21 protein-coding genes are annotated in these 20329 nt (G+C 68.7%); 12 read left to right on the forward strand and 9 right to left on the reverse strand.

Going from position 1 to position 20329, the window contains the following annotated elements; genetic code table 11:
- Positions 1-73: 73 nt before the first annotated feature.
- The 5 genes from ASG07_RS01005 to rarD all read left to right on the forward strand — a co-directional run bounded on the left by ASG07_RS01005 (position 74) and on the right by rarD (position 6553).
- The gene (locus ASG07_RS01005; RefSeq protein WP_443024572.1) at positions 74-1357 is read left to right on the forward strand and encodes a 3-methyl-2-oxobutanoate dehydrogenase (2-methylpropanoyl-transferring) subunit alpha; all 1284 of its coding nucleotides are present in this window, start codon (positions 74-76) and stop codon (positions 1355-1357) included.
- A gap of 115 nt (positions 1358-1472) precedes the next feature.
- Positions 1473-2480, forward strand: a complete 1008-nt coding sequence (locus ASG07_RS01010; RefSeq protein ID WP_055842740.1) for an alpha-ketoacid dehydrogenase subunit beta — start codon at positions 1473-1475, stop codon at positions 2478-2480.
- Between the two features lie 3 nt (positions 2481-2483).
- The gene (locus ASG07_RS01015) at positions 2484-3836 is read left to right on the forward strand and encodes a dihydrolipoamide acetyltransferase family protein (protein ID WP_055840968.1); all 1353 of its coding nucleotides are present in this window, start codon (positions 2484-2486) and stop codon (positions 3834-3836) included.
- Between the two features lie 52 nt (positions 3837-3888).
- Entirely contained in the window at positions 3889-5577 is a 1689-nt protein-coding gene (locus ASG07_RS01020; protein ID WP_055840973.1) for a hypothetical protein, read from the forward strand.
- A 79-nt stretch (positions 5578-5656) separates the two neighbouring features.
- Positions 5657-6553 carry an EamA family transporter RarD gene (gene rarD, locus ASG07_RS01025; protein WP_055840975.1) on the forward strand — a complete coding sequence of 299 codons (897 nt, stop codon included), beginning with the start codon at positions 5657-5659 and terminating at the stop codon, positions 6551-6553.
- Here the strand turns inward: rarD and ASG07_RS01030 are convergent.
- Positions 6540-7262: a dienelactone hydrolase family protein gene (locus ASG07_RS01030; protein ID WP_156361684.1), complete on the reverse strand. Its 723-nt coding sequence runs from the start codon at positions 7260-7262 to the stop codon at positions 6540-6542. The two genes, rarD and ASG07_RS01030, sit on opposite strands and share 14 nt — an antisense overlap.
- Positions 7263-7320: 58 nt before the next feature.
- On the opposite strand from ASG07_RS01030, the gene ASG07_RS01035 reads away from it, so the two are divergent.
- Positions 7321-8085 carry an enoyl-CoA hydratase/isomerase family protein gene (locus tag ASG07_RS01035; RefSeq protein WP_055840980.1) on the forward strand — a complete coding sequence of 255 codons (765 nt, stop codon included), beginning with the start codon at positions 7321-7323 and terminating at the stop codon, positions 8083-8085.
- A gap of 128 nt (positions 8086-8213) precedes the next feature.
- Here ASG07_RS01035 and gorA read toward each other — a convergent pair whose 3' ends face one another.
- Positions 8214-9563 carry a glutathione-disulfide reductase gene (gorA, locus tag ASG07_RS01040; protein ID WP_055840983.1) on the reverse strand — a complete coding sequence of 450 codons (1350 nt, stop codon included), beginning with the start codon at positions 9561-9563 and terminating at the stop codon, positions 8214-8216.
- 135 nt (positions 9564-9698) lie between these two features.
- Here gorA and ASG07_RS01045 point away from each other — a divergent pair, with 135 nt between their 5' ends.
- Positions 9699-10355: a PAS domain-containing protein gene (locus ASG07_RS01045; protein WP_055840987.1), complete on the forward strand. Its 657-nt coding sequence runs from the start codon at positions 9699-9701 to the stop codon at positions 10353-10355.
- Here ASG07_RS01045 and ASG07_RS17130 read toward each other — a convergent pair.
- The 3 genes from ASG07_RS17130 to pgi are packed head-to-tail and all read right to left on the reverse strand — an operon-like array spanning position 10330 to position 12415.
- Entirely contained in the window at positions 10330-10542 is a 213-nt protein-coding gene (locus ASG07_RS17130; RefSeq protein ID WP_168377286.1) for a hypothetical protein, read from the reverse strand. The two genes, ASG07_RS01045 and ASG07_RS17130, sit on opposite strands and share 26 nt — an antisense overlap.
- Entirely contained in the window at positions 10539-10925 is a 387-nt protein-coding gene (locus ASG07_RS01050) for a DUF4174 domain-containing protein (protein WP_055840990.1), read from the reverse strand. The genes ASG07_RS17130 and ASG07_RS01050 overlap by 4 nt, the downstream gene beginning before the upstream one ends.
- Entirely contained in the window at positions 10925-12415 is a 1491-nt protein-coding gene (gene pgi, locus ASG07_RS01055) for a glucose-6-phosphate isomerase (protein WP_055840993.1), read from the reverse strand. The genes ASG07_RS01050 and pgi overlap by 1 nt, the downstream gene beginning before the upstream one ends.
- Before the next feature lie 111 nt (positions 12416-12526).
- On the opposite strand from pgi, the gene lepB reads away from it, so the two are divergent.
- The 5 genes from lepB (at position 12527) to ASG07_RS01080 (ending at position 16948) form a co-directional block, all read left to right on the forward strand.
- Positions 12527-13372 (forward strand): signal peptidase I, encoded by an 846-nt coding sequence (gene lepB / locus ASG07_RS01060; RefSeq protein WP_055842744.1) that lies wholly within the window; start codon positions 12527-12529, stop codon positions 13370-13372.
- A complete protein-coding gene (rnc, locus tag ASG07_RS01065; protein WP_156361730.1) occupies positions 13327-14031 on the forward strand; it encodes a ribonuclease III in 705 nt (234 codons plus the stop codon). Before lepB ends, rnc begins: the two co-directional genes overlap by 46 nt.
- 90 nt (positions 14032-14121) lie before the next feature.
- Positions 14122-14637: a YciE/YciF ferroxidase family protein gene (locus ASG07_RS01070; RefSeq protein ID WP_055840995.1), complete on the forward strand. Its 516-nt coding sequence runs from the start codon at positions 14122-14124 to the stop codon at positions 14635-14637.
- 74 nt (positions 14638-14711) lie between these two features.
- Positions 14712-15611 (forward strand): GTPase Era, encoded by a 900-nt coding sequence (gene era / locus ASG07_RS01075; RefSeq protein WP_055840998.1) that lies wholly within the window; start codon positions 14712-14714, stop codon positions 15609-15611.
- A 197-nt stretch (positions 15612-15808) separates the two neighbouring features.
- Positions 15809-16948 carry a glycosyltransferase gene (locus ASG07_RS01080; RefSeq protein WP_055841000.1) on the forward strand — a complete coding sequence of 380 codons (1140 nt, stop codon included), beginning with the start codon at positions 15809-15811 and terminating at the stop codon, positions 16946-16948.
- Between the two features lie 21 nt (positions 16949-16969).
- On the opposite strand, the gene ASG07_RS01085 is transcribed toward ASG07_RS01080, so the two are convergent.
- The 4 genes from ASG07_RS01085 to yajC are packed head-to-tail and all read right to left on the reverse strand — an operon-like array spanning position 16970 to position 20300.
- Positions 16970-17344: an Mth938-like domain-containing protein gene (locus tag ASG07_RS01085; RefSeq protein ID WP_156361686.1), complete on the reverse strand. Its 375-nt coding sequence runs from the start codon at positions 17342-17344 to the stop codon at positions 16970-16972.
- Between the two features lie 10 nt (positions 17345-17354).
- Positions 17355-18341, reverse strand: a complete 987-nt coding sequence (secF, locus tag ASG07_RS01090; protein ID WP_055841006.1) for a protein translocase subunit SecF — start codon at positions 18339-18341, stop codon at positions 17355-17357.
- 10 nt (positions 18342-18351) lie between these two features.
- Positions 18352-19959 carry a protein translocase subunit SecD gene (gene secD, locus ASG07_RS01095; RefSeq protein WP_055841009.1) on the reverse strand — a complete coding sequence of 536 codons (1608 nt, stop codon included), beginning with the start codon at positions 19957-19959 and terminating at the stop codon, positions 18352-18354.
- Positions 19959-20300 carry a preprotein translocase subunit YajC gene (yajC, locus tag ASG07_RS17395; RefSeq protein ID WP_055841013.1) on the reverse strand — a complete coding sequence of 114 codons (342 nt, stop codon included), beginning with the start codon at positions 20298-20300 and terminating at the stop codon, positions 19959-19961. Before yajC ends, secD begins: the two co-directional genes overlap by 1 nt.
- Positions 20301-20329: the final 29 nt, after the last annotated feature.

Here is a 20329-nt window from a genome sequence, read left to right on the forward strand (position 1 = left end):
TATTTCAAAGCGGCAAGAGGGTCGGAAGGTCGCGAGGGGAACATCTCCGGGGCCGTCGTAGATGGAGAGACGAGTGGCCGATCCGACGCGCGCCAACCTGCCCCGGTTGTCCCTGCACGTGCCCGAGCCGAAGTTCCGGCCCGGCGACGCGGTCGATTTCGTCGGTGTGGAGGTGCCGCCCGCCGGCTCCGCGCCGCGCCCCGATACCGCCGCCTCGCCGCGAGACTTCACCGAACTCGCCTATACGATGGTCCGTGTGCTGGACGAGGAGAACCGCGCGGTCGGCCCTTGGGACCCGCGCCTGTCCGCCGACACGCTGCGCCGGATGTTGCGCCACATGGCGCTGCTGCGCGCGTTCGACGAGCGGATGTTCCGGGCGCAGCGTCAGGGCAAGACCAGCTTCTACATGAAGGCGACGGGCGAGGAGGCGGTGTCGGTCGCCGCCGTGCACGCGCTGGATTACGAGGACATGTGCTTTCCGTCCTATCGTCAGCAGGGGCTGTTGATCGCCCGCGACTGGTCGCTGGTCGACATGATGAACCAGATCTATTCGAACAAGGGCGACCGGCTGCAGGGCAAGCAGTTGCCGATCATGTATTCGGCGAGGGAGGCGGGGTTCTTCTCGATCTCCGGCAACCTGACCACGCAATATCCGCAAGCGGTGGGCTGGGCGATGGCCTCCGCCGCGAAGGGCGACACGCGCATCTCCGCGGTATGGTGTGGCGAGGGTTCGACGGCGGAGGGCGACTTCCACTCGGCACTGACGTTCGCGACGGTGTACCGCGCGCCCGTCATCATGAACATCGTCAACAACCAGTGGGCGATCTCCAGCTTTTCCGGGTTCGCGGGCGCGGAGGCGACGACCTTCGCGGCGCGCGCGGTCGGCTACGGGATCGCGGGCCTGCGCGTCGACGGCAACGACGCGCTGGCGGTCTATGCCGCGACGCAGTGGGCGGCGGAGCGGGCGCGGACCAATCAGGGGCCGACGCTGATCGAGCATTTCACCTATCGTGCGGAGGGGCATTCGACCTCCGACGATCCCACGCAATATCGCTCCGCCGGGGAGCCGACGGCGTGGCCGCTGGGTGACCCGATCCGCCGGCTGAAGGATCATTTGATCGCGCTGGGCGAGTGGGACGAGGAGCGCCACGCCGCGCAGGACCGCGAACTCGCCGAGCAGGTGAAGGCGGCGCAGAAGGAGGCCGAGAAGAACGGCATCCTCGGCCACGGCCTGCACCAGCCGCTGGATACGCTGTTCGACGGCGTGTTCGAACATATGCCGTGGCACCTGCGCGAGCAGCAGGCGCAGATGATGGCCGAGGAAGCCGCCAGCGGCCGGCCGTGGGACCGGAAATGATCGTGCAGAACTCCCTCCTCCGCCCTCGCGGGGGCACACACGGCCGGAACGATGTTCGATGAGTGACATGATGGAAACCGAAGCGATCGTTGCCGCAGATGGCGACACCACCCGCATGAACATGATCCAGGCGATCAATTCCGCGCTGGACGTGATGATGGCGCGCGATCCCGACGTGATCGTGATGGGCGAGGATGTCGGCTATTTCGGCGGCGTGTTCCGCGCGACCGCCGGACTTCAGGCGAAGTTCGGCAAGACGCGCGTGTTCGATACGCCGATCACCGAATGCGGCATCATCGGCGTCGCGGTGGGCATGGGCGCATATGGGCTGCGGCCGGTGCCGGAAATCCAGTTCGCCGATTACATCTATCCCGCGCTCGACCAGCTGGTCAGCGAGGCGGCGCGGCTGCGCTATCGCTCGGCGGGGGAGTTCACGTCGCCGATCACGGTGCGGTCGCCGTTCGGCGGCGGCATCTTCGGCGGGCAGACGCACTCGCAGTCGCCGGAGGGTATCTTCACGCACGTATCGGGCGTGAAGACGGTGATCCCGTCGACCCCCTATGACGCCAAGGGCCTGTTGATCGCGGCGATCGAGGACAACGACCCGGTCATCTTCTTCGAGCCCAAGCGCATCTACAACGGCCCGTTCGACGGATATTGGGACCGCCCGTCGCAGAACTGGTCGAAGCACCCCGCGGGTGAGGTGCCGACCGGTTACTACCGCGTCGATCTGGGCAAGGCGAAGGTGGTGCGGCCGGGCGAGGCGCTGACCATCCTCGCGTACGGGACGATGGTGCATGTCTGCACCGCGGTCGTCGCGGAGGCGGGCGTCGATGCGGAGATCATCGATCTGCGCACGCTGGTGCCGCTCGATATCGAGACGATCGAGGCGTCGGTCCGGAAGACCGGCCGCTGCATGATCGTGCACGAGGCGACGCGCACCTCCGGTTTCGGCGCGGAGCTGTCGGCGCTGGTGCAGGAGCGGTGCTTCTACCACCTGGAGGCGCCGATCGAGCGCGTGACGGGGTTCGACACGCCGTACCCGCACAGCCTGGAATGGGCGTATTTCCCGGGGCCTGTCCGTATCGGACAGGCGCTGAAGAAGATCATGAAGGACGCGTAAGACATGGCCCGCTTCACCTTCCGCCTGCCCGACATCGGCGAGGGCATCGCCGAGGCCGAGATCGTCGCGTGGCACGTCCGCGTCGGCGAGCGCGTCGAAGAGGACCAGAACATCGCCGACATGATGACCGACAAGGCGACGGTCGAGATGGAGTCGCCGGTGTCGGGCGTGGTGGTCGAGCTGGCCGGCGAGGTCGGCGATCAGGTCGCGATCGGCGCGGCGCTGGTGGTGATCGAAACCGACGTCGACGCGTCGGCGGAGGAAGCGCCCGCGCTGGGGCCGGTCGATGTCGAGCTGAAGGCCGCGCCGGCTTCGCGCGAGCAGGAGGAGGTCGCCGAGCAGTACGAGGCGGAAAATCCCGGCGTGGAGGAGGTGGTCGCTTCTCCCGCCCCCGCACCGATGACGGCGGATCCGGCACGGTCGGGGGATCAGGGCGGCTCCGCCAGGCCGACGCCCCACGCTCCCCGTTCAGAAAGGGCGGAAGCGGTCCTCGCATCCCCCGCCGTCCGTGCCCGCGCGAAAGACCTCGGCGTCGACCTGTCGCAGGTGAAGTCGGAGTCCGACCGCATCCGTCATTCCGACCTCGACGCGTTCCTGCGCTACGGCTCGGATCAGGGCTATGCCGCGCCCGGCGCCAGTCGCGCGCGGCCGGACGAGGCGATCCGCGTCATCGGCATGCGGCGCAAGATCGCCGAGAACATGGCGGCGGCGAAGCGCAATATCCCGCACTTCACCTATGTCGACGAGATCGACGTGACCGAGCTGGAGCGGGTCCGCGCCGACCTGAACGACAATCGTGGCAACCGGCCCAAGCTGACGTTGCTGCCGCTGATGATCGTGGCGATGTGCCGGACGCTGCCCGAGTTTCCGATGCTCAACGCGCGCTACGACGATGAGGCAGGCGTGGTGACGCGCCATGGCCGCGTGCATGTCGGCATGGCGGCGCAGACCGATGCCGGGCTGACCGTGCCGGTCATCCGCGACGCGCAGGACCGCAATGTGTGGCAGCTCGCGACGGAGATCGGGCGGCTGGCCGACGCCGCGCGCGCGGGCAAGCTGAAGCCGGACGAGCTGGGCGGCGGCACGATCACGGTCACCTCGCTCGGCCCGCTCGGCGGCATCGCGACGACACCGGTCATCAACCGGCCCGAAGTCGCGATCATCGGCCCGAACAAGATCGTCGAACGGCCGGTATTCCGGCCGAATGGTCGGGGGGGCGACGACATCGTCCGCGCGAAGCTGATGAACCTGTCGATCAGCTGCGACCACCGCGTCGTCGACGGCTGGGACGCGGCGAGTTACGTGCAGGCGCTGAAGAAGATGCTGGAGACGCCGGTCCTGCTGTTCGCGGACTGATCGGGATCGCGCCTCGACGTGGCTGCGTTGATGGTCGCGAAGGAGATTCGATGTGACGGACTGGCCGCGGCGGGCGGTGCTGCGCGGCGGCGTGGTGTCGGCGGCGATGATCGGCGGGGCGGGGCCGGCGGCGACGCGGGCCGCCACCATGCCCGCTTACGAGGGACCGGTCGTTTCGGTGCCGGATCGCGGCGCGCTGGCGGCGTTGGCGGCGATGCCGGGGCGGCTGGTCCATCTGGACGAGCGCGGGCGCGAGGGGCTGTTCCGCTGCGTCGTCGCGCAACCGTCCTATGCGCGGGTCGACCCGTTGCAGGGGCTGTACGTGCCGGGCCGCGATGTCGGCTGGGCGCGGGCGTGGGACGGGACTCACGGCCGGCCGGAATGGTTCGGCGCGATCACCGGCGACGGCAATGTCGATTGCGCGCCCGCGATCGAGGCCTGTTACGCGCTGTGTCCGGTCACCGATTTGGGGCAGGCCGATTACTTCGTGCAGCGGACGGTGAAGCTGGGGCGGAGCTGGCGCACGGTGCGCGGGCATGGTCGCTACGCCACGAACGACGGTCAGGGTACGCGCATCATCCTGAGCCGGGTGGCACCGGGCCTGCGCACCGACGACATCGTGCTGCTGGGCACCGCGACACGGCCGACGGGCGATCTGGTCAACGAAAATCACCTGAGCGGCGTCACCTTGGTCCGTGACGGGCCGTGCACGCCGCACCCCTCCGGCGATCTCGCCCGCTATCCCACCGGCCTGCGCGCGTCCTATCTGTTTCATTGCACCGTCAGCGGCGTGGCCTCGCTGGAGAACAGCGTCGGCTTCTATATCGGCGGCGTCGTCTACACCAAGGTGGACGACTGCCTCGCGCAGCGGACCCGTGCAGGCGAGGGACCGGGCAGCGACCGTGCGGCGGGGTATTTCCTCGATGGGCGGGTGCGGTTCGGCTATCCGGGCGGCAACGCGTCGCTCTACATGGACCGCTGCGTCGCCGCCGAACAGCACGCGCATCACGTCGAACCCGCCGGGCTGATCGCGCAGGGGGCGTTCGTGGACAGCTTTCTCGACCGGTTCGAAAGTGCGCGGATCGATACCGGCATGAGTTTCGACGCGGCCGGGTCGCGCGGGTTCGGGGAGACGATCGACCTGCACATCCGCAACCCGATCCTCGACGGGTGCGGGCGGTTCGGGCTGGACCTGAACCTGGACGCGACCGCCAGCGCGTGCGTGGAGATCGTCGATCCGTACGTGACGCCGGCGGGCGGGCGCGGCGATCGCGGCATCCTGATCCGCGATGGCGCCGGGCTGGTGACGATCACCGGCGGGCAGGTGCTCGGCGACTTTCCGGGCGGATCACTGTTCGTGTCGCGAACGCGCGGCCTGACGGTCCACGGGCTGAAGATCGCGCAATCGGTGCGGCCGGTGGTGGTGGTCGATGCCAGCGCGCTCCAGCTGGAGCCGCAGATATCGAATTGGAACAAGACGTCGCCGCATCCGGCGATCGAGTGCCGGCATGTGGAACGCAGCAGCCTGCGGCCCACCGTGATCGGATTCGACGCGCCGGGGTTCGCGGGTGGCGTCGCGCTGGATGCGACGTGCGCACGCGTGACGGTCGACGGGACGGCGATCGATCCGGCCAATCTGGCGGGTGGCGTGACGGCGAAGGTGACGTTCGGCGGGGCCGATGCGCGGGGCAGCGCGGCATTCGCGGCGGCGGGAAATCAGCTATCAGGGGTGCGGGACTGAACCGGACGGGCAGGCTCGGCTCTCGTCGTCCCAAGACCAACTTCGTTGCGGCGCAGCGCGAATGCGCCGATGGGGCGTCATGGCCTCGTCTCCTCCCGATCGCGCCGCGCCCTGGCTGGGCGTCAGCGCCTATGTGCTCTGGGGGCTGTTGCCGCTTTATCTGAAGCTGTTGAAGGACGTGCCCGCGCTGCAGGTGCTGAGCCACCGCGTCGTGTGGTCGCTGCTGTTGCTGGGCGTGATCGTGATCGCGCTGGGCCGGTTGCGCGGGATCGCGGCGGCGGCGCGGGGGCGGACGCTGCTGTTGCTGGTGGCGAGCGCCAGCCTGATCGCGGTCAACTGGCTGGTGTATATCTGGGCGGTGCAGCACGGCCATGTGCTGGAGGCGAGCCTCGGCTATTTCATCAACCCGCTGGTCAACGTCGCGCTTGGCGTCGCGGTGCTGGGGGAGCGGGTATCGCGCGTGCAGAAGGCGGCGGTCGCGGTCGCGGCGCTGGGCGTGATCGTGATGGCGGTGTCGGGCGGCGGCGCGATCCTGATCTCGCTGACGCTGGCGCTGAGTTTCGGCACGTACGGGCTGATCCGCAAGGTCGCGGCGATCGACGCGCTGGGCGGGTTGACGGTGGAGACGCTGATCCTCGCGCCGCCCGCGCTGGCGGTGCTGGGCTGGGCAGGGATGCACGGGCAGGGCGCGTGGGGCACGGACACGCGGCTCGACCTGCTGCTGGTGCTGGCCGGCGCGGTGACGGCGGCGCCGCTCCTGCTGTTCGCGGTGGCGGCGCGGCGGATGAAGTATACGACGCTCGGGCTGCTCCAGTATATCGCGCCGACCTTGCAGTTCGCCGAAGCCGTATTGCTGTTCGGCGAGCCGCTGCGCTGGGTCCACCTCGTCACCTTCGCGCTGATCTGGGGCGGGTGCGCGCTATACGCGAGCGACAGCCTGCGCAGCGCCCGCCGGGTCCCCGCTACCGCGAGCTGACCCGGCGTTGCTCGCCGATCCAGCGCCACAATGCCGGATCGTCATAGGCGGGCACCCACGAGAAATGGTCGGTGTCCGGATAGACGGTCAGGCGCGGGGCGACGTTGCCGCGGCAGGCGCGGACCGCCTCCACCATCTCGAAATCGCCGCGGACCGGCACCGCCTCGTCGCGATCGCCGTGCAGCGCCCAGATCGGCAGGTCCTTCAGCGTGCAGGCGGCGTCGGTCGGCGTCTTCGCCGCGACCGGCGCGATGGCCGCGAACAGCGCCGGATGCGCCAGCGCCCAGCGCCACGTCGCCATCCCGCCCAGCGACAGGCCGGTCAGATAGATGCGCGCATCGTCGACGCGGTAGGTGCGGCGCAGGTCGGCGAGCAGCCGGTCGAGCGTCGCCACGTCCCAGTCCCCCGCCGGCAATTGCGGCGACGCGATCAGCATCGGGGTGCCGGGATGCCTCGAAACGACCGCGGGCGGACCCCATTTCGCGACCACCGAAACGTCGGTGCCGCGCTCGCCCGAGCCGTGAAGGAAGATCATCAGCGGCCAGCGCGTCTTGCGGTCGTCGCCATAACCGCGCGGGACGAACATCTGGAACGCGTAGTCGCCGGTGCGATAGGCCATGTGCGGGGCCTGGCCGGCGACCGGTCCGGCCGGTTCGGCGGCACCCGCGGCGACCGCGAACAGCGCGGCGGCGATCAGCATCCTCTTCATGCGTCCTCTCCTTTTTTCGGCAGCTTGGCATGGCGGCGGGCGGCGGTACAGTGGCGGGATGACCGTTACCACCACCCGCGACGGACCGGTCGCGATCGTCAGTTTTGCCCGTCCGCCCGTGAACTTCGCCGACCTCGCGATGATCGCGGCGATCGGGGCGGCGTTCGACGCGGCGGATGCGGATCGCGATGTGCGCGCCATCGTGCTGCGGTCGGAGGGGCGGGTGTTCTGCGCGGGCGCGGACCTCGTCAACGCCAACCCGGTCGCGGACGGCGTCACGGCGGAACGCAACCCGTTCTACGTCGCGGCGGCGCGGCTGTTCGCGGTCAGGACGCCGGTCGTATGCGCGGTGCAGGGCAGCGCGGTCGGCGCGGGACTGGGCCTGTCGCTGGTGGCGGACTTCCGCGTCGGCACGCCGGACGCGCGGTTCGTGGCGAACTTCGTGCAGATCGGCTTCCACCCCGGTTTCGGCATTTCGGCGGTGCTGGAGCGGGTGATCGGGCGACAGCGTGCGAACCTGATGTGTCTGACCGGCCGCCGTATCCGGGGCGAGGAGGCGGCGGCATGGGGGCTGCTCGACACGCTGGTCGGACCGGCCGCGCTGGACGGGGCGGCACTGGCGCTGGCGCAGGAGATCGCGGCGGGCGCTCCGCTGGCGGTCCAGTCGACGCGCGCGACGATGCGTGGCGACCTGCACGCGCTGGTGACCGAGCAGACCGATCACGAACTGGCGGAACAGGCGTGGTTGCAGAAGACCACCGACTTCGCGGAGGGCGTGCGCGCGGTGGCGGAACGGCGGCCGGGGCGGTTCGTGGGGGCTTGAGGGCTGGCCCTGCCGGACAGGAAGAGGGGGCGAAAGGAAGAAGGAGCGTCGCGGCTAAGCCGCGCCGTCGGATGAGTTCGGCTTTGCCGACCCGTCGGCCGCTCGTTCTGATGAGGTGAGCCGTAGGCTCACCTCATCAGAACGAGTTCCTCCGCCATGCTCGGGTGCAGCGCCACGGTCGCGTCGAAGTCCGCCTTGGTCAGCCCGGCCTTCACCGCCACGGCGCACGCCTGGATGATCTCCGGCACGTCGGGGCCGATCATGTGGATGCCGACGACGCGGTCGGTGTCGCCGTCGCACACCATCTTGTAGAGTGCGCGTTCGTTGCGACCCGCCAGCACGTTCTTCATCGGCCGGAAGTCCGAGGAATAGACCTTCACCGATCCCAGCTTCTGCCGCGCCTGCGTCTCCGTCAGGCCGACGCCGGCCAGCGGCGGATGGCTGAAGACGGCGGCGGGGACGCACTCGTAATCGACCTTGGTGGGCTTGCCGCCATAGACGGTGTCGGCGAACGCCTGCCCCTCGCGGATCGCGACGGGGGTCAGCTGGATGCGGTTCGTCACGTCGCCGATCGCGTAGATCGACGGGCAGGTCGAGCGGTTGTCGCCATCGACCTTCACCGCGCCCGTCTCGTCCAGCTCGACGCCGGCGCTGTCGAGGCCGAGTCCCTCGGTGTTCGGGCGGCGGCCGGTGGCGAACATCACGCAATCGACCACGACCGGATCATGATTGGCGAGGCTGACCTTCAGGCAACCGTCGTCCAGCTTCTCGATGCCGCGGAAGCCGGCGTCGAACTTGAACTCGATTCCCTTCATCGTCGAGATCTGGAGCAGCCGGTCGCGGATCTGCTCGTCATAGCCGCGCAGGATGTCCTGGCTGCGGTTGGCGAGGATCACGTGCGCGCCGAACTGGTGAAAGATTCCCGCGAACTCGTTGGCGATATAGCCTGCGCCCGCGATCAGGATGCGCTTCGGCACCTCGTCCAGATGGAACGCCTCGTTGGAGGTGATGCCGTATTCGTGGCCGGGGCATTCGGGGATCGCCGGATGCGCGCCGACCGCGACGAGGATGCGCTCCGCCGTCTTTTCCGTGCCGTCGGCCAAACGCACGCTGTTCGGACCGGTGACGGCCGCGCGCTGCGGGATGATGTCGACCTTGTGCGTCTCCAGCGTCTGCGTGTAGGCGCCGTTGATCCGGTCGACCTCCCTCAGGACGTTGTCGCGCAGCCGCCGCCACGAAAAGCTGCACGGGCTGGGCACGTCCCACCCGAAATGCTGCGCGTCGCGAAGGTCCTCGGCGAAGTGTGCGCCATAGACGAGCAGCTTCTTGGGGACGCAGCCACGGATGACGCAGGTGCCGCCGACCCGGTATTCCTCCGCCACCGCAACGCGCGCGCCGTGCGCCGCCGCGACCCGGCTGGCGCGCGTGCCGCCGCTGCCTGCACCGAGGACGAAGAGGTCGTAGTCGTACTGGGGCATGGGGGTCCTTCCGAAGGCCCGTCACATGGCGCTGTCGCCCCGCGCGGGCAAGGGGCTCGCCCATCGTCAGCGTCGGTCGGGCACATGGGTTGCCCGGATGAACGCCCGGGCGTAGACGACGGACGTGGTGCGACGATGTTGATAGGCCATTCGGTGTCCGATGCGGACGGCCGGATTCTCACGATGGATCAGGCGCTTTGCGACCTGTTGCAGCGGTCGGAGCGGGAACTGGCCGGCCTGAGCTATGCCGATTTCACGCATCCGGGCGACGTTCCGCGCAACCGGCGTGCGGTGGATGCGCTGCTCGTCGGTCAGGGGCCGCTGCGGCTGCGCAAACGGTATGTCAGGGCGGACGGCGTCACCCTGTGGTGCGACGTCCATGTCTCGCGGTTCACGACCGGGTTTGGCGGACGGCTGGTCGGGACGATCCACCACGTCGGGCAGGATGCGCTGACCGAGGGGCCGGCGCGACTGTGGCGGGCGGCGCGGGAGGCGGATCGGATGATGCGTCGCCGACGGGCGGAGCTGGGCGACGACCTGTTCGCCGATCACGCATGGGCGATCATGCTCAACGCGTATCTGGCGGAGGCGGAGGGACGGCTGATCCGTCTGCCCGACGTGGCGGAACAATCCGGGATCAGCACCGGCATGGCGGAGCGATGGACGAACGCGCTGGAAGCCAAGGGGTATCTGGACCAGCGCGGCGGCAGCGACGGCATCGTCCAGTTGAGCCAGGCGGGCGTCGCGCGGGTCGAGAGGCTGCTGGTCAGCTCTTCGCGGGAGGCGGGATAGGATCGTGTTCGGCGTCGAGCAGGTCCAGCGCATGACCGAGATGCGCGGCGGCGATGAAATTCTGTTCCGTATCGAGGATGGCGAGCGCCTCCACGATCAACTTGCGTGCATGGGCGATCCGTGCGGCGCGGCCTTCCATGACCATATGTTCACCTGTCCTTCCTGGCTGCGTCGCGGGCGGCATCACCGGCGGCCCGCGCGGCGCATCGGCATCGCGTCGATCCGCGACTGAATGGATTCGGACAGGATCGGTTCCCCCGACCGGACCGCGACCTGCCCGTCCTTGCCGATCAGGATCACGCCGAAACGGTCTGCGGGCAGGCCGTAGGTGCGCCGGATCGCATCGGCCTCGTCCCCCGCGCCCGACACGCGGACGCCCACGACCTCCACGATCGTGACGTCGCGATCGGCGGCGCCGTCCCAGCCGGACAGCGCCCGGCGCTGCGCCAGCAACGCGGGATCGTCGGCGCGCGGTGCGGCGACGACCAGCACGCGCCGCTGCCACCGTAGATCGGCGATCGCCGGTCCGGTCGCGGCGACAAGGGCGGCGAGTGCCGGCAGCACCGGCATCAATCGAGCCCGGCGCGCCGGATCAGGTCCTGCGTCGAGACGTCGAAATCGCCGCCGCCCTGATCCGCCGCCTTGGCCATCTCCTTGCCCAGCTCGACGCCGAACTGGTCGAAGCTGTTGATGCCGAGCAGCACGCCATTCACGAACACGCGGTGCTCGTAAAAGGCGATCAGCGCCCCCAGCGTCCGTGCGTCGAGCGTGTCGAGCAGCAGCGTCGACGACGGCCGGTCACCCGAATAGCTGCGCGCCGGATCGTCGGCCTGCTTGCCCTTCATCAGCGCCGCACCCTGCGCGAACGCGTTCAGCAGCAACTGGCGGTGATGATCCTCCGCCAGCGTGTCATATTGTTCGATGACGGCGATGAACTCGACGGGGACCAGGTGTGTGCCCTGATGCAGCAGCTGGAACACCGCATGCTGCGCGTCGGTGCCGACGCCGCCCCAGGTGATCGCCGCGGTCGGGCGACCGACCGGCTGTCCGTCGACCGTCACCGCCTTGCCGTTCGACTCCATCTCAAGCTGCTGGAGATAGCTGGGCAGCAGGCGCAGGCGCTCGTCATAGGCGAAGGGCGCGCGCGTCTCGGCGTGGCGGACCTGCGTGTAATAGAGGTCGGCGAAGGCGGCGAGCGCGGGGGCGTTCTCGTGCAGCGTGGACAGGCGGAAGTGCCGGTCCATCTCGGCCGCCCCTTCCAGCAACTCCTCGAACTTGTCCCAGCCCAGCGCGATCGCGGCGGGAAAGCCGATCGACGACCACAGCGAATATCGGCCACCGACACCCTCGCTGAACGGCAGCACGCGCGTCTCGTCCACGCCCCATTCGACCGCCTTGTCCGGCGAGGCGGTCAGCGCGATGACCTTGCCATACGGGTCCTCGACGCCGTGTTCGGTCATCCACTGGATGGCGGAGGTGGCGTTGAGCATCGTCTCCGTCGTGGTGAAGGTCTTCGATGCGATCACCAGCAGCGTCGTCGCGGGATCAAACCGGTCGAACGCATCCTCCAGCGCGATGCCGTCGACGTTCGACACGATCGCCACGTCGTAGCGGCGATCGTCGCGGCCCAGCGCATCGACCAGCAGGTGCGGCCCCAGCGCGGAACCGCCGATGCCGACATGCAGGACGGAGCGGATCTCGCCCAGCGCCCCAGCCTCGATCGCGTCGATCAGCGCGCGCATCCGGGCGTGATACTGGCGCGACCGGGCGACGCTGTCCGCCTTGCCCTCGCCGCGTTCGGCGGTGTGTTCGACCGGACGGTCCTCGGTGACGTTGACATGCTCGCCCCCGAACATCGCCTCGCGCTTGCCGGCGAGGTCGCGGGCCTTGGCCAGCGCGGCGAAGGCGTCGATCGCGGGCCGCGTCAGGTGCGTCTTCGACCAGTCGAAATGGATGCCCGCGGTGTCCAGCGTCAGCAGGTCGAGTCGCGCGGGATCGGCGTCGAACAGCTCGACCAGCGTGGAAGAAGGTAGCGCCTCGATGGCCGACCAGTCGCTCATGAAACCTCCGGGGGATGATCGTTACGGGTTTGTCGCTAGCGGGGACGCATGGCCGGCGCAAACGATCCGGCCATCTTGACGCCGCCAACCGTGCACGCCACGCCTCAATTCATGGCCAAGCCTTCCAGCAAGACCCCGCCGGGCAAGCGTTCAGAGACGAACGAGACCATTCGCTTCCTGTTGAAGCTGGCGCTGATCGTGTTCGTGTTCCGCAGCTTCGTGATCGCGCCGTTCTCGATCCCGTCGGAATCGATGTTGCCGCGCCTGCTGATCGGCGATTACCTGTTCGTGTCGAAATGGAACTACGGCTATTCGCGCTGGTCGCTGCCCTGGGGCCTGCCGCTGATCCCCGGCCGCATCTTCGGATCGCTGCCGGAGCGGGGCGATACCGTCGTGTTCCGCTCGCCCGATCCCGCCCCCGGCGACACCGATCCGGCGCATGACGACCACGACGTCATCAAACGGGTCATCGGCCTGCCCGGCGATACGATCCAGGTGCGCGGTGGTCAGGTGATCCTGAATGGAAAGCCGATCCCGAAGCAGCGGATCGCCGATTTCACGCTGCCGCTGACGCCCAATTTCGACGCGACGCATTGCGAGTCCGACTTTCAGGACACCGACGCTGCGGGCAAGCCGATCTGCCGATACCGCCAGTATCGCGAGACGTTGCCGGGGGGACGCAGCTACCGCGTGCTCGACCAGCGCGATATCCCGGAGGCGGACGATACCGGCCTGTATACCGTGCCCGCCGGCAACGTCTTCCTGATGGGCGACAACCGGGACGACAGCGCCGACAGCCGCTTCGCAGCCCCGCGCGGCATGGGCTACATCCCGGTGGAGCGGATCGAGGGCAAGGCGATGGTCGGCTTCTTCTCGACCGACGGATCGGCCGAGTGGCTGAAGCCGTGGACATGGTTCTCCGCGGCGCGGTGGGAGCGTATCGGAGAAGGATTCTGACGCCGCCGCTGGAGGACTGGCTGGCCGGCGTGTTCGGCCGGGTGCCGGACGACGTCGTGCCCTTTGCGCGCGCGCTGACGCATGGCAGCCACGCGACCGAGACGTATCAGCGGCTGGAGTTTCTGGGCGACCGCGTGCTCGGCCTCGTCATGGCGGACTGGCTGTGGGCGCTGTTCCCGCAAGAGACCGAGGGCCAGTTGTCCAAGCGGCTCAACGCGCTGGTCACCGGAGCGGTCTGCGCCGAGGTGGCGCGCGAACTGGGCGTGCGCGATCATCTGCGTCTCGGCAAGCAGGCGCGCGACGACGGCGCGTCGAACAGCGACAATGTGCTGGGCGACGTGATGGAGGCGCTGATCGGGGCGTGGTACCGGGAAGCGGGACTGGAACCGGCGCGCGCGCTGATCCACCGGGCATGGGGCGGACGCCCGACCGCGCCGATGCAGCGGCATCCCAAATCCGCGCTGCTGGAATGGACCGCCGCCAACGGACGGGCGTCGCCGGTCTATACCGTGGTCGATCGCTCCGGCCCCGACCATGCCCCGCGCTTCACCATCGTGGTGACGGTGGGCAAGGCGCTGTCTGCGACGGCGACCGGCCGCAACAAGCAGGAGGCGGAGATCGCGGCGGCGGCGGCGCTGCTGGCGGAGGTGGAGGGCTGACTTCGCTGATGCAGATCAGGCGGTTCGCGCTGAACTCCTGACGCGACGGACCGTTGGGGGCGCATCGTCAACACCCCGAAAGGACGCATCATGGGCCTGTTCAGCAAAGACATCGCGACGTTCGACGACCTGTTCCTGCACCAGTTGCAGGACGTCTATTACGCCGAGAACCAGATCACCAAGGCGCTGCCGAAGATGATCGAGAAGGCGACCGCGCAGGACCTGCGTCAGGGATTCGAGCGGCATCTGAGCGAGACGGAGACGCAGATCACCCGGCTGGAGCGCGTTTTCGACCTGCTCGGCGAGAAGGCGAAGGCGGTGACCTGCCCGGCGATCGACGGCATCATCAAGGAAGCCAACGAGGTCGCGGGCGAAGTGTCCGACAAGGACGTGCTGGACGCGGCGCTGATCGCGGCGGCGCAGGCGGTCGAGCATTACGAAATCGCGCGGTACGGTACGCTGATCGCGTGGGCGAAGCAGCTCAGCCGGACCGAGATCGCCGGCATTCTTCAGGAGACGCTGGATGAGGAATATGCGACCGACGACAAGCTGACCCAGATGGCGACCAGCAAGATCAATGCAAAGGCCGACGCGGTTCCGGCCTGATCGAATGCGACAAGGTCGGGGGGTGAACTCCCCCCGACCTTGTCGCTGCGTCGCTTTTCCGTCATCCGGCGACGATGGATCAGGAACAGCATTGCGGCCTCGTTGCCGTCGTCGGCGCGCCGAACGCCGGCAAATCGACCCTCGTCAACGCCCTTGTCGGCCAGAAGGTGGCGATCGTCAGCCCCAAGGCGCAGACGACGCGCGCGCGCCTGATGGGCGTCGCGATCGAGGGCAGTACGCAGCTTCTGCTGGTCGACACCCCCGGTATCTTCGAACCCAAGCGCCGGCTGGACCGCGCGATGGTCGCGGCGGCATGGGGCGGCGCGGAAGGTGCTGACGTGCTCGCGCTGGTGGTCGACGCGAAGGGCGGGCTGGGGCCGAAGGTCACCGATATCGCCGAGTCGCTGAAGGATCGGCCCGAACCCAAGCACCTGATTCTCAACAAGGTCGATCTGGCCGACAAGGCGAAGCTGCTGCTGCACGCCGAGCGGCTCAACGCGCAGGTCGCGTTCGTGGAGACGTGGTTCGTCAGCGCGGAGACGGGCGACGGCGTTCCCGAACTGAAGAAGGCGCTGGCCGGGGCGATGCCGGCGGGACCGTGGCACTATCCGGAAGATCAGGTGTCCGATGCCACCGAACGCGCGCTGGCGGCGGAGGTGACGCGCGAGCAGCTGTATCTTCAGCTGCACGCCGAACTCCCCTATGCGAGCGCGATCGAGACCGAGTCGTTCAAGGAGCGCGAGGACGGCTCCGTCGAGATCCACCAGCAAATCCTGGTGGAACGGCCGACGCAGCGTGCGATCGTGCTGGGCAAGGGCGGCACGCGCATCCGTGAGATCGGCGCGCGGGCGCGCAACCAGCTATCGTCGCTGATGGATCGGCCGGTGCACCTGTACCTGCACGTGAAGGTGAAGCCGGGCTGGGACGAGGACCGCGCGCTGTATCGCGATATCGGGCTGGACTGGGTGGAATAGGGGGGACCGGTCGCGCTCGACTTTACCCACTCCAAGCCCCTCATCCCCGCTCCACCCCGGCAGAGGCCAGGGTCCAGTTGCCGATCACGCGGTGAGGCTCACGGCGTGCGCCGATGCTGGAACCCGGCTCCGAAGGGGCGGTCTGTCCGATGATCGACAGGGCCGGATTTTAACATCCCTCGCCTATCGCGACGACGATGCGCGTACTGACCCTCTCGACGCTGTTTCCCGATGCGTCCCGGCCCAATTTCGGGGTGTTCGTGGAGCGGCAGACGCGCGCTCTTGCCGCGGTGCCCGGCGTCGAGGTGACGATCGTCGCGCCGGTCGGGCTGCCGCCGTGGCCGCTGTCCGGGGCGGGGCATTACCGGGCGCTGGCGACGCTGCCGCGGCGCGAGACGTGGCGCGGGCTGGACGTCCATCGGCCACGCTTCACGACGATCCCGGCGACGCAGGGCCGGTGGCACGTTGCGGGGCTGATCCGTGCGCTGGGGCCGCTGCTGGATACGCTCGACTTCGATGTGATCGACGCGTCCTTCTTCTTTCCCGATGGTCCTGCCGCGGTGGCGCTGGGGCGGCGGTATGGCGTGCCGGTGTCGATCAAGGCGCGCGGGGCGGACATCCATCTCTGGGGTCGCTCCCCGGCGACCGCTGCCCAGGTGCTGGCGGCGGGGCGGAACGCGGACGGCTTGCTCGCGGTGAGCGCGGCGATGCGCGACGACATGATCGCGCTGGGGATGCCGGCGCAGCGGATCGCGGTGCACCGGACGGGGATCGATCGCGACCGTTTCCATCCACGCGAGCGGACGCCGGGGCGGCGGGTGATCGCGGTCGGCGCGTTGATTCCGCGCAAGGGGCATGACGTGGTGATCCGCGCCGTCGCGGCTCTGCCGGGCGTCACGCTGAAGATCGCCGGCGAAGGGCCGGAACGGGCGGCCCTGACCGCGTTGATCGCGGCGCTGGGCGTGGGGGACCGGGTGCGGCTGCTCGGCGCGGTGCCGCATGACGATCTGCCGAAGCGGATCGCGGCGGCGGACGTGATGGCGCTGGCGTCGTCGTCCGAAGGGCTGGCGAATGCGTGGGTCGAGGCGCTGGCGTGCGGCACGCCCGTGGTCGTAACCCCGGCGGGCGGTGCGGCGGAACTGGTGACGCCGGCGGCAGGGCGGATCGCGGCGCGGACGCCCGCGGCGTTCGCGGAGGCGATCGGGGCGCTGCTGACCGATCCGCTGCCGGTGGCGGGCGTAACGGAAAGCGTCGCCGCGTTCGGGTGGGACACCAATGCCGCGCAACTGGCCGCGCATCTGCGCGGGTTGGTGGAGGCGTTCCGGCTCAGATCCTAGTCCGGCCGCACGAAGCCCCGCTCAGGCGTCGAGCGGATACAGCGCCGCGGCCACGCGCCGGCCCTCGTCGCGCAGGACGCCCCACGCGCGGGCGGCGGCGCGGCTGTCCATCGCCTCCAGCCCGATGCCGCGGGCGTCCAGCGCGCGCACCAGCGACTGCGGCGGCCGGGCGAGGCGTGCGCCCGTGCCGAGGATCACGAACTCCGGCGGCGGCGTCAGCGCCGGCTCCAGCGCGTCGATCGTCAGATCCGCGATCGGCGGCGGCGTCCAGTCGGTCGCCTTGTCCTCCGTCAGCAGTAGCGCGGGAGCGACGGTGACATCGTCCAGCCGGAAGCCGGCGGCGGTGAAGCCCCGGATCACCGGGCCGCTCGCCGGCTGGCCGCGTTCCATCCTCATCGTGATATGCTCAGGCGCGCGGCTCGCGCGGGACGATGCGTTCCGCGTCGCTGATCCGCGTCTTGTCGGTGGTGCCCGGCTTCTCGCGGGTCGGCTCCGCACGCAGGCCGAGCGCGATCAGCAGCGACGACGACACGTAGATCGACGAATAGGTGCCGACCACGATGCCCAGGATCATCGCGGCGGTGAAGCCGCGCAGCACGTGCCCGCCCAGCAGCAACAGAGCCGCCAGCGCGAGGAGGATCGTCAGCGAGGTCATGACGGTCCGCGGCAACGTCTCGTTGACCGACAGGTTGATGATCTCGCGCATCTCCATCTTGCGATAGCGGCGCATGTTCTCGCGGATGCGGTCGTCGATGACGATCTTGTCGTTGATCGAATAGCCGATGATCGTCAGCACCGCGGCGACGATGTTCAGGTCGAATTCGAACCGCGTCAGCGCGAAGAAGCCCACCGTCATCAACAGATCGTGGACGATCGCCACGATGGTCGACACGCCGAACTGCCATTCGAACCGGAAGATCGCGAACAGGCCGATGCCGAGAACCGCCAGCGCCACGGCGAGCAGGCCGTTGCGGATCAGCTCGTTCGATACCTTGCCCGAAACCGTCGCGTAACGATTGAACGTCGCGCCGGGAAAGGCCTGTCCCAGCGCGGTTTCGACCTTGCGGACGACGGCGTTGGTGGCACCTTCGTCGGCATTTTGCTGCGCGGGCAGGCGGATGGTGATCGTCCGCGGGTCGCTGGCCTGCTGGAGCTGCGCCTCACCGAAGCCTTGCGCGTTTACGACCTCGCGGACGTGGTCGAGCGAGGGAGGAGTCGGGAACTTCTCCTCGATCATCAGGCCGCCGGCGAAATCGACACCCATGTTGAGGCCGCGCACGGCGACGAGGCCGATCGCGATCAGCGACAGGGCGAGCGTCAGTCCGAACGCCCATTTCCGCAGGCGGACGAAATCGATGTTGGTGTCGTCGGGGACGAGCTTCAGGAGTTTCATATGCCCGGCCTCAGATATTGATCGTCTTGGGCTTCGTGCGCCGGATCCACAGCGCGGTCAGCATGCGCGTGAAGGTCACGGCGGTGAAGACCGACGTCGCGATGCCGATCAGCAGCACGACCGCGAACCCCTTCACCGGACCGGAGCCCAGCACCAGCATGATGAAGCCCGAGATCGCGTGCGTCACGTTCGCCTCGAAGATGGTGCGGCTGGCCTCCTTGTAGCCCAGCTCCACCGCCTGCACGACGCTGCGCCCGCGATGCCGCTCCTCGCGGATGCGTTCGTTGATGAGCACGTTGCAGTCGACGGCGGTGCCGATCGTCAGGATGAACCCGGCGATACCCGGCAGCGTCAGCGTGCCGCCCAGGAAGGACAGCACGCCGAGGATGACGAACACGTTGATGACGACGGCGAGGTTCGCATAGGCGCCGAACCGGCCATAGGTCACGAACATGAACGCCACGACCAGTGCGACCGCGACGGCGGAGGCGAGGATGCCCGCGCGGATCGAATCGGCACCGAGTTCCGGTCCGACGGTCGATTCCTCGATGATCTTCAAGTTCACGGACAAGCTGCCCGACCGGAGCGCGATCGCGAGCTGATTGGCGGATTCGACGGTGAAGCTGCCGAAGATCGAGGCACGGCCGCCGAGGATCGGCTCGTTGATCGACGGTGCGGAGATCACCGAATTGTCGAGGATGATCGCGAACCGCTTGCCCGCATTCTCCTGTGTCACGCGGGCGAACCGCGCGCCGCCGGGGCCGTTGAACGTCAGCGCGACCTGAGGCGCATTGGTCTGCGGGTCGAACGTCTGCTGCGCGTCGGCGATCTGTTCGCCCGACAGGATCGTCTGGCGCTTCAGCGCAATCAGCGGGATGCCGGACGGATTGGTGGGATAGGGCAGGATGACGCTGCCGATCGGCGCCTGACGGCGGGCGATCGCGGCCGTGTCCTGATTGCCGACCTCGTCGACCAGCTTGAATTCCAGCTTGGCGGTCGTGCCGATCAGCGCCTTCAGCGCCTTTGGATCTTCCAGGCCGGGGACCTGCACGAGGATGCGGTCGTCGCCCTGGCGCAGGATCGTCGGCTCGCGCGTGCCCAGCGCGTCGATGCGGCGGCGGACCACCTCCGTCGCGTCGTTCATCGCGGTGTTGACCGCCTGCTTCAGGCCGGCCTGCGTCGGACGCAGCACGAAGCGGCTGCCGTCGACGACCTGGATGTCCCATTCGCGCTGGCCGGTCATGCCCGCGCCGCTGCCGGTGATGCCCAGCAGGCGTTCGCGCGCGGCATCGACCTGCGTCGAATCGCGGACCATGAAGGTCAACTGGCCGTCACGCGTGGAGATGTCGCCGATCGCGATGCGGGGATTGCCGCGCCGCATTTCGGTCTGCACCTGATCGCGCATCGATTCGATGCGGGTTGCGGCGAGATCGTTGACGTCGGCTTCCAGCAGCAGATAGCTGCCGCCGGCGAGATCGAGGCCCAGATTGATGTGCCGCGCGTTCGCGAGCCACGACGGCGAATAGCGTTCCGGCACCAGACTCGGGATCGCCAGCGCACAAAGCGCCGCGAGCAGCGCCCAGATCGACCAGACCTTCCAGCGGGGAAAGTCGAGCATCAGTCGTTCGCCGGCTTGGCGGACATCGGGTTCGTCACCTCGGCGATCGTCGCCTTGACGATGCGGACGCGCGTGTTGGCGGCGATCTCGACCTCGACGAACACGTCCTCGACCCTGGTCACGCGGCCGACGATGCCGCCGGCGGTCACCACGGAATCGCCCTTCTTCACGGCCGACACGGCGTCCTGCAACGCCTTCACCCGGCGCTGCTGCGGACGGATCATCAGGAAGTAGAAGACGATGAAGACGAGGACGAGCGGCGCGAGGCTGAGGAACGAGGCGAACCCGCTGGCCTGCGCGGCAGCGCCCGTGGTCTGGGCGTAGGCTGGTGAAATGAGCATGATGTCCCGACGTGACTGATCGGCCGGGC

The sequence above is a fragment of the Sphingomonas sp. Leaf343 genome, assembly GCF_001423765.1.
GTDB lineage: Bacteria > Pseudomonadota > Alphaproteobacteria > Sphingomonadales > Sphingomonadaceae > Sphingomonas.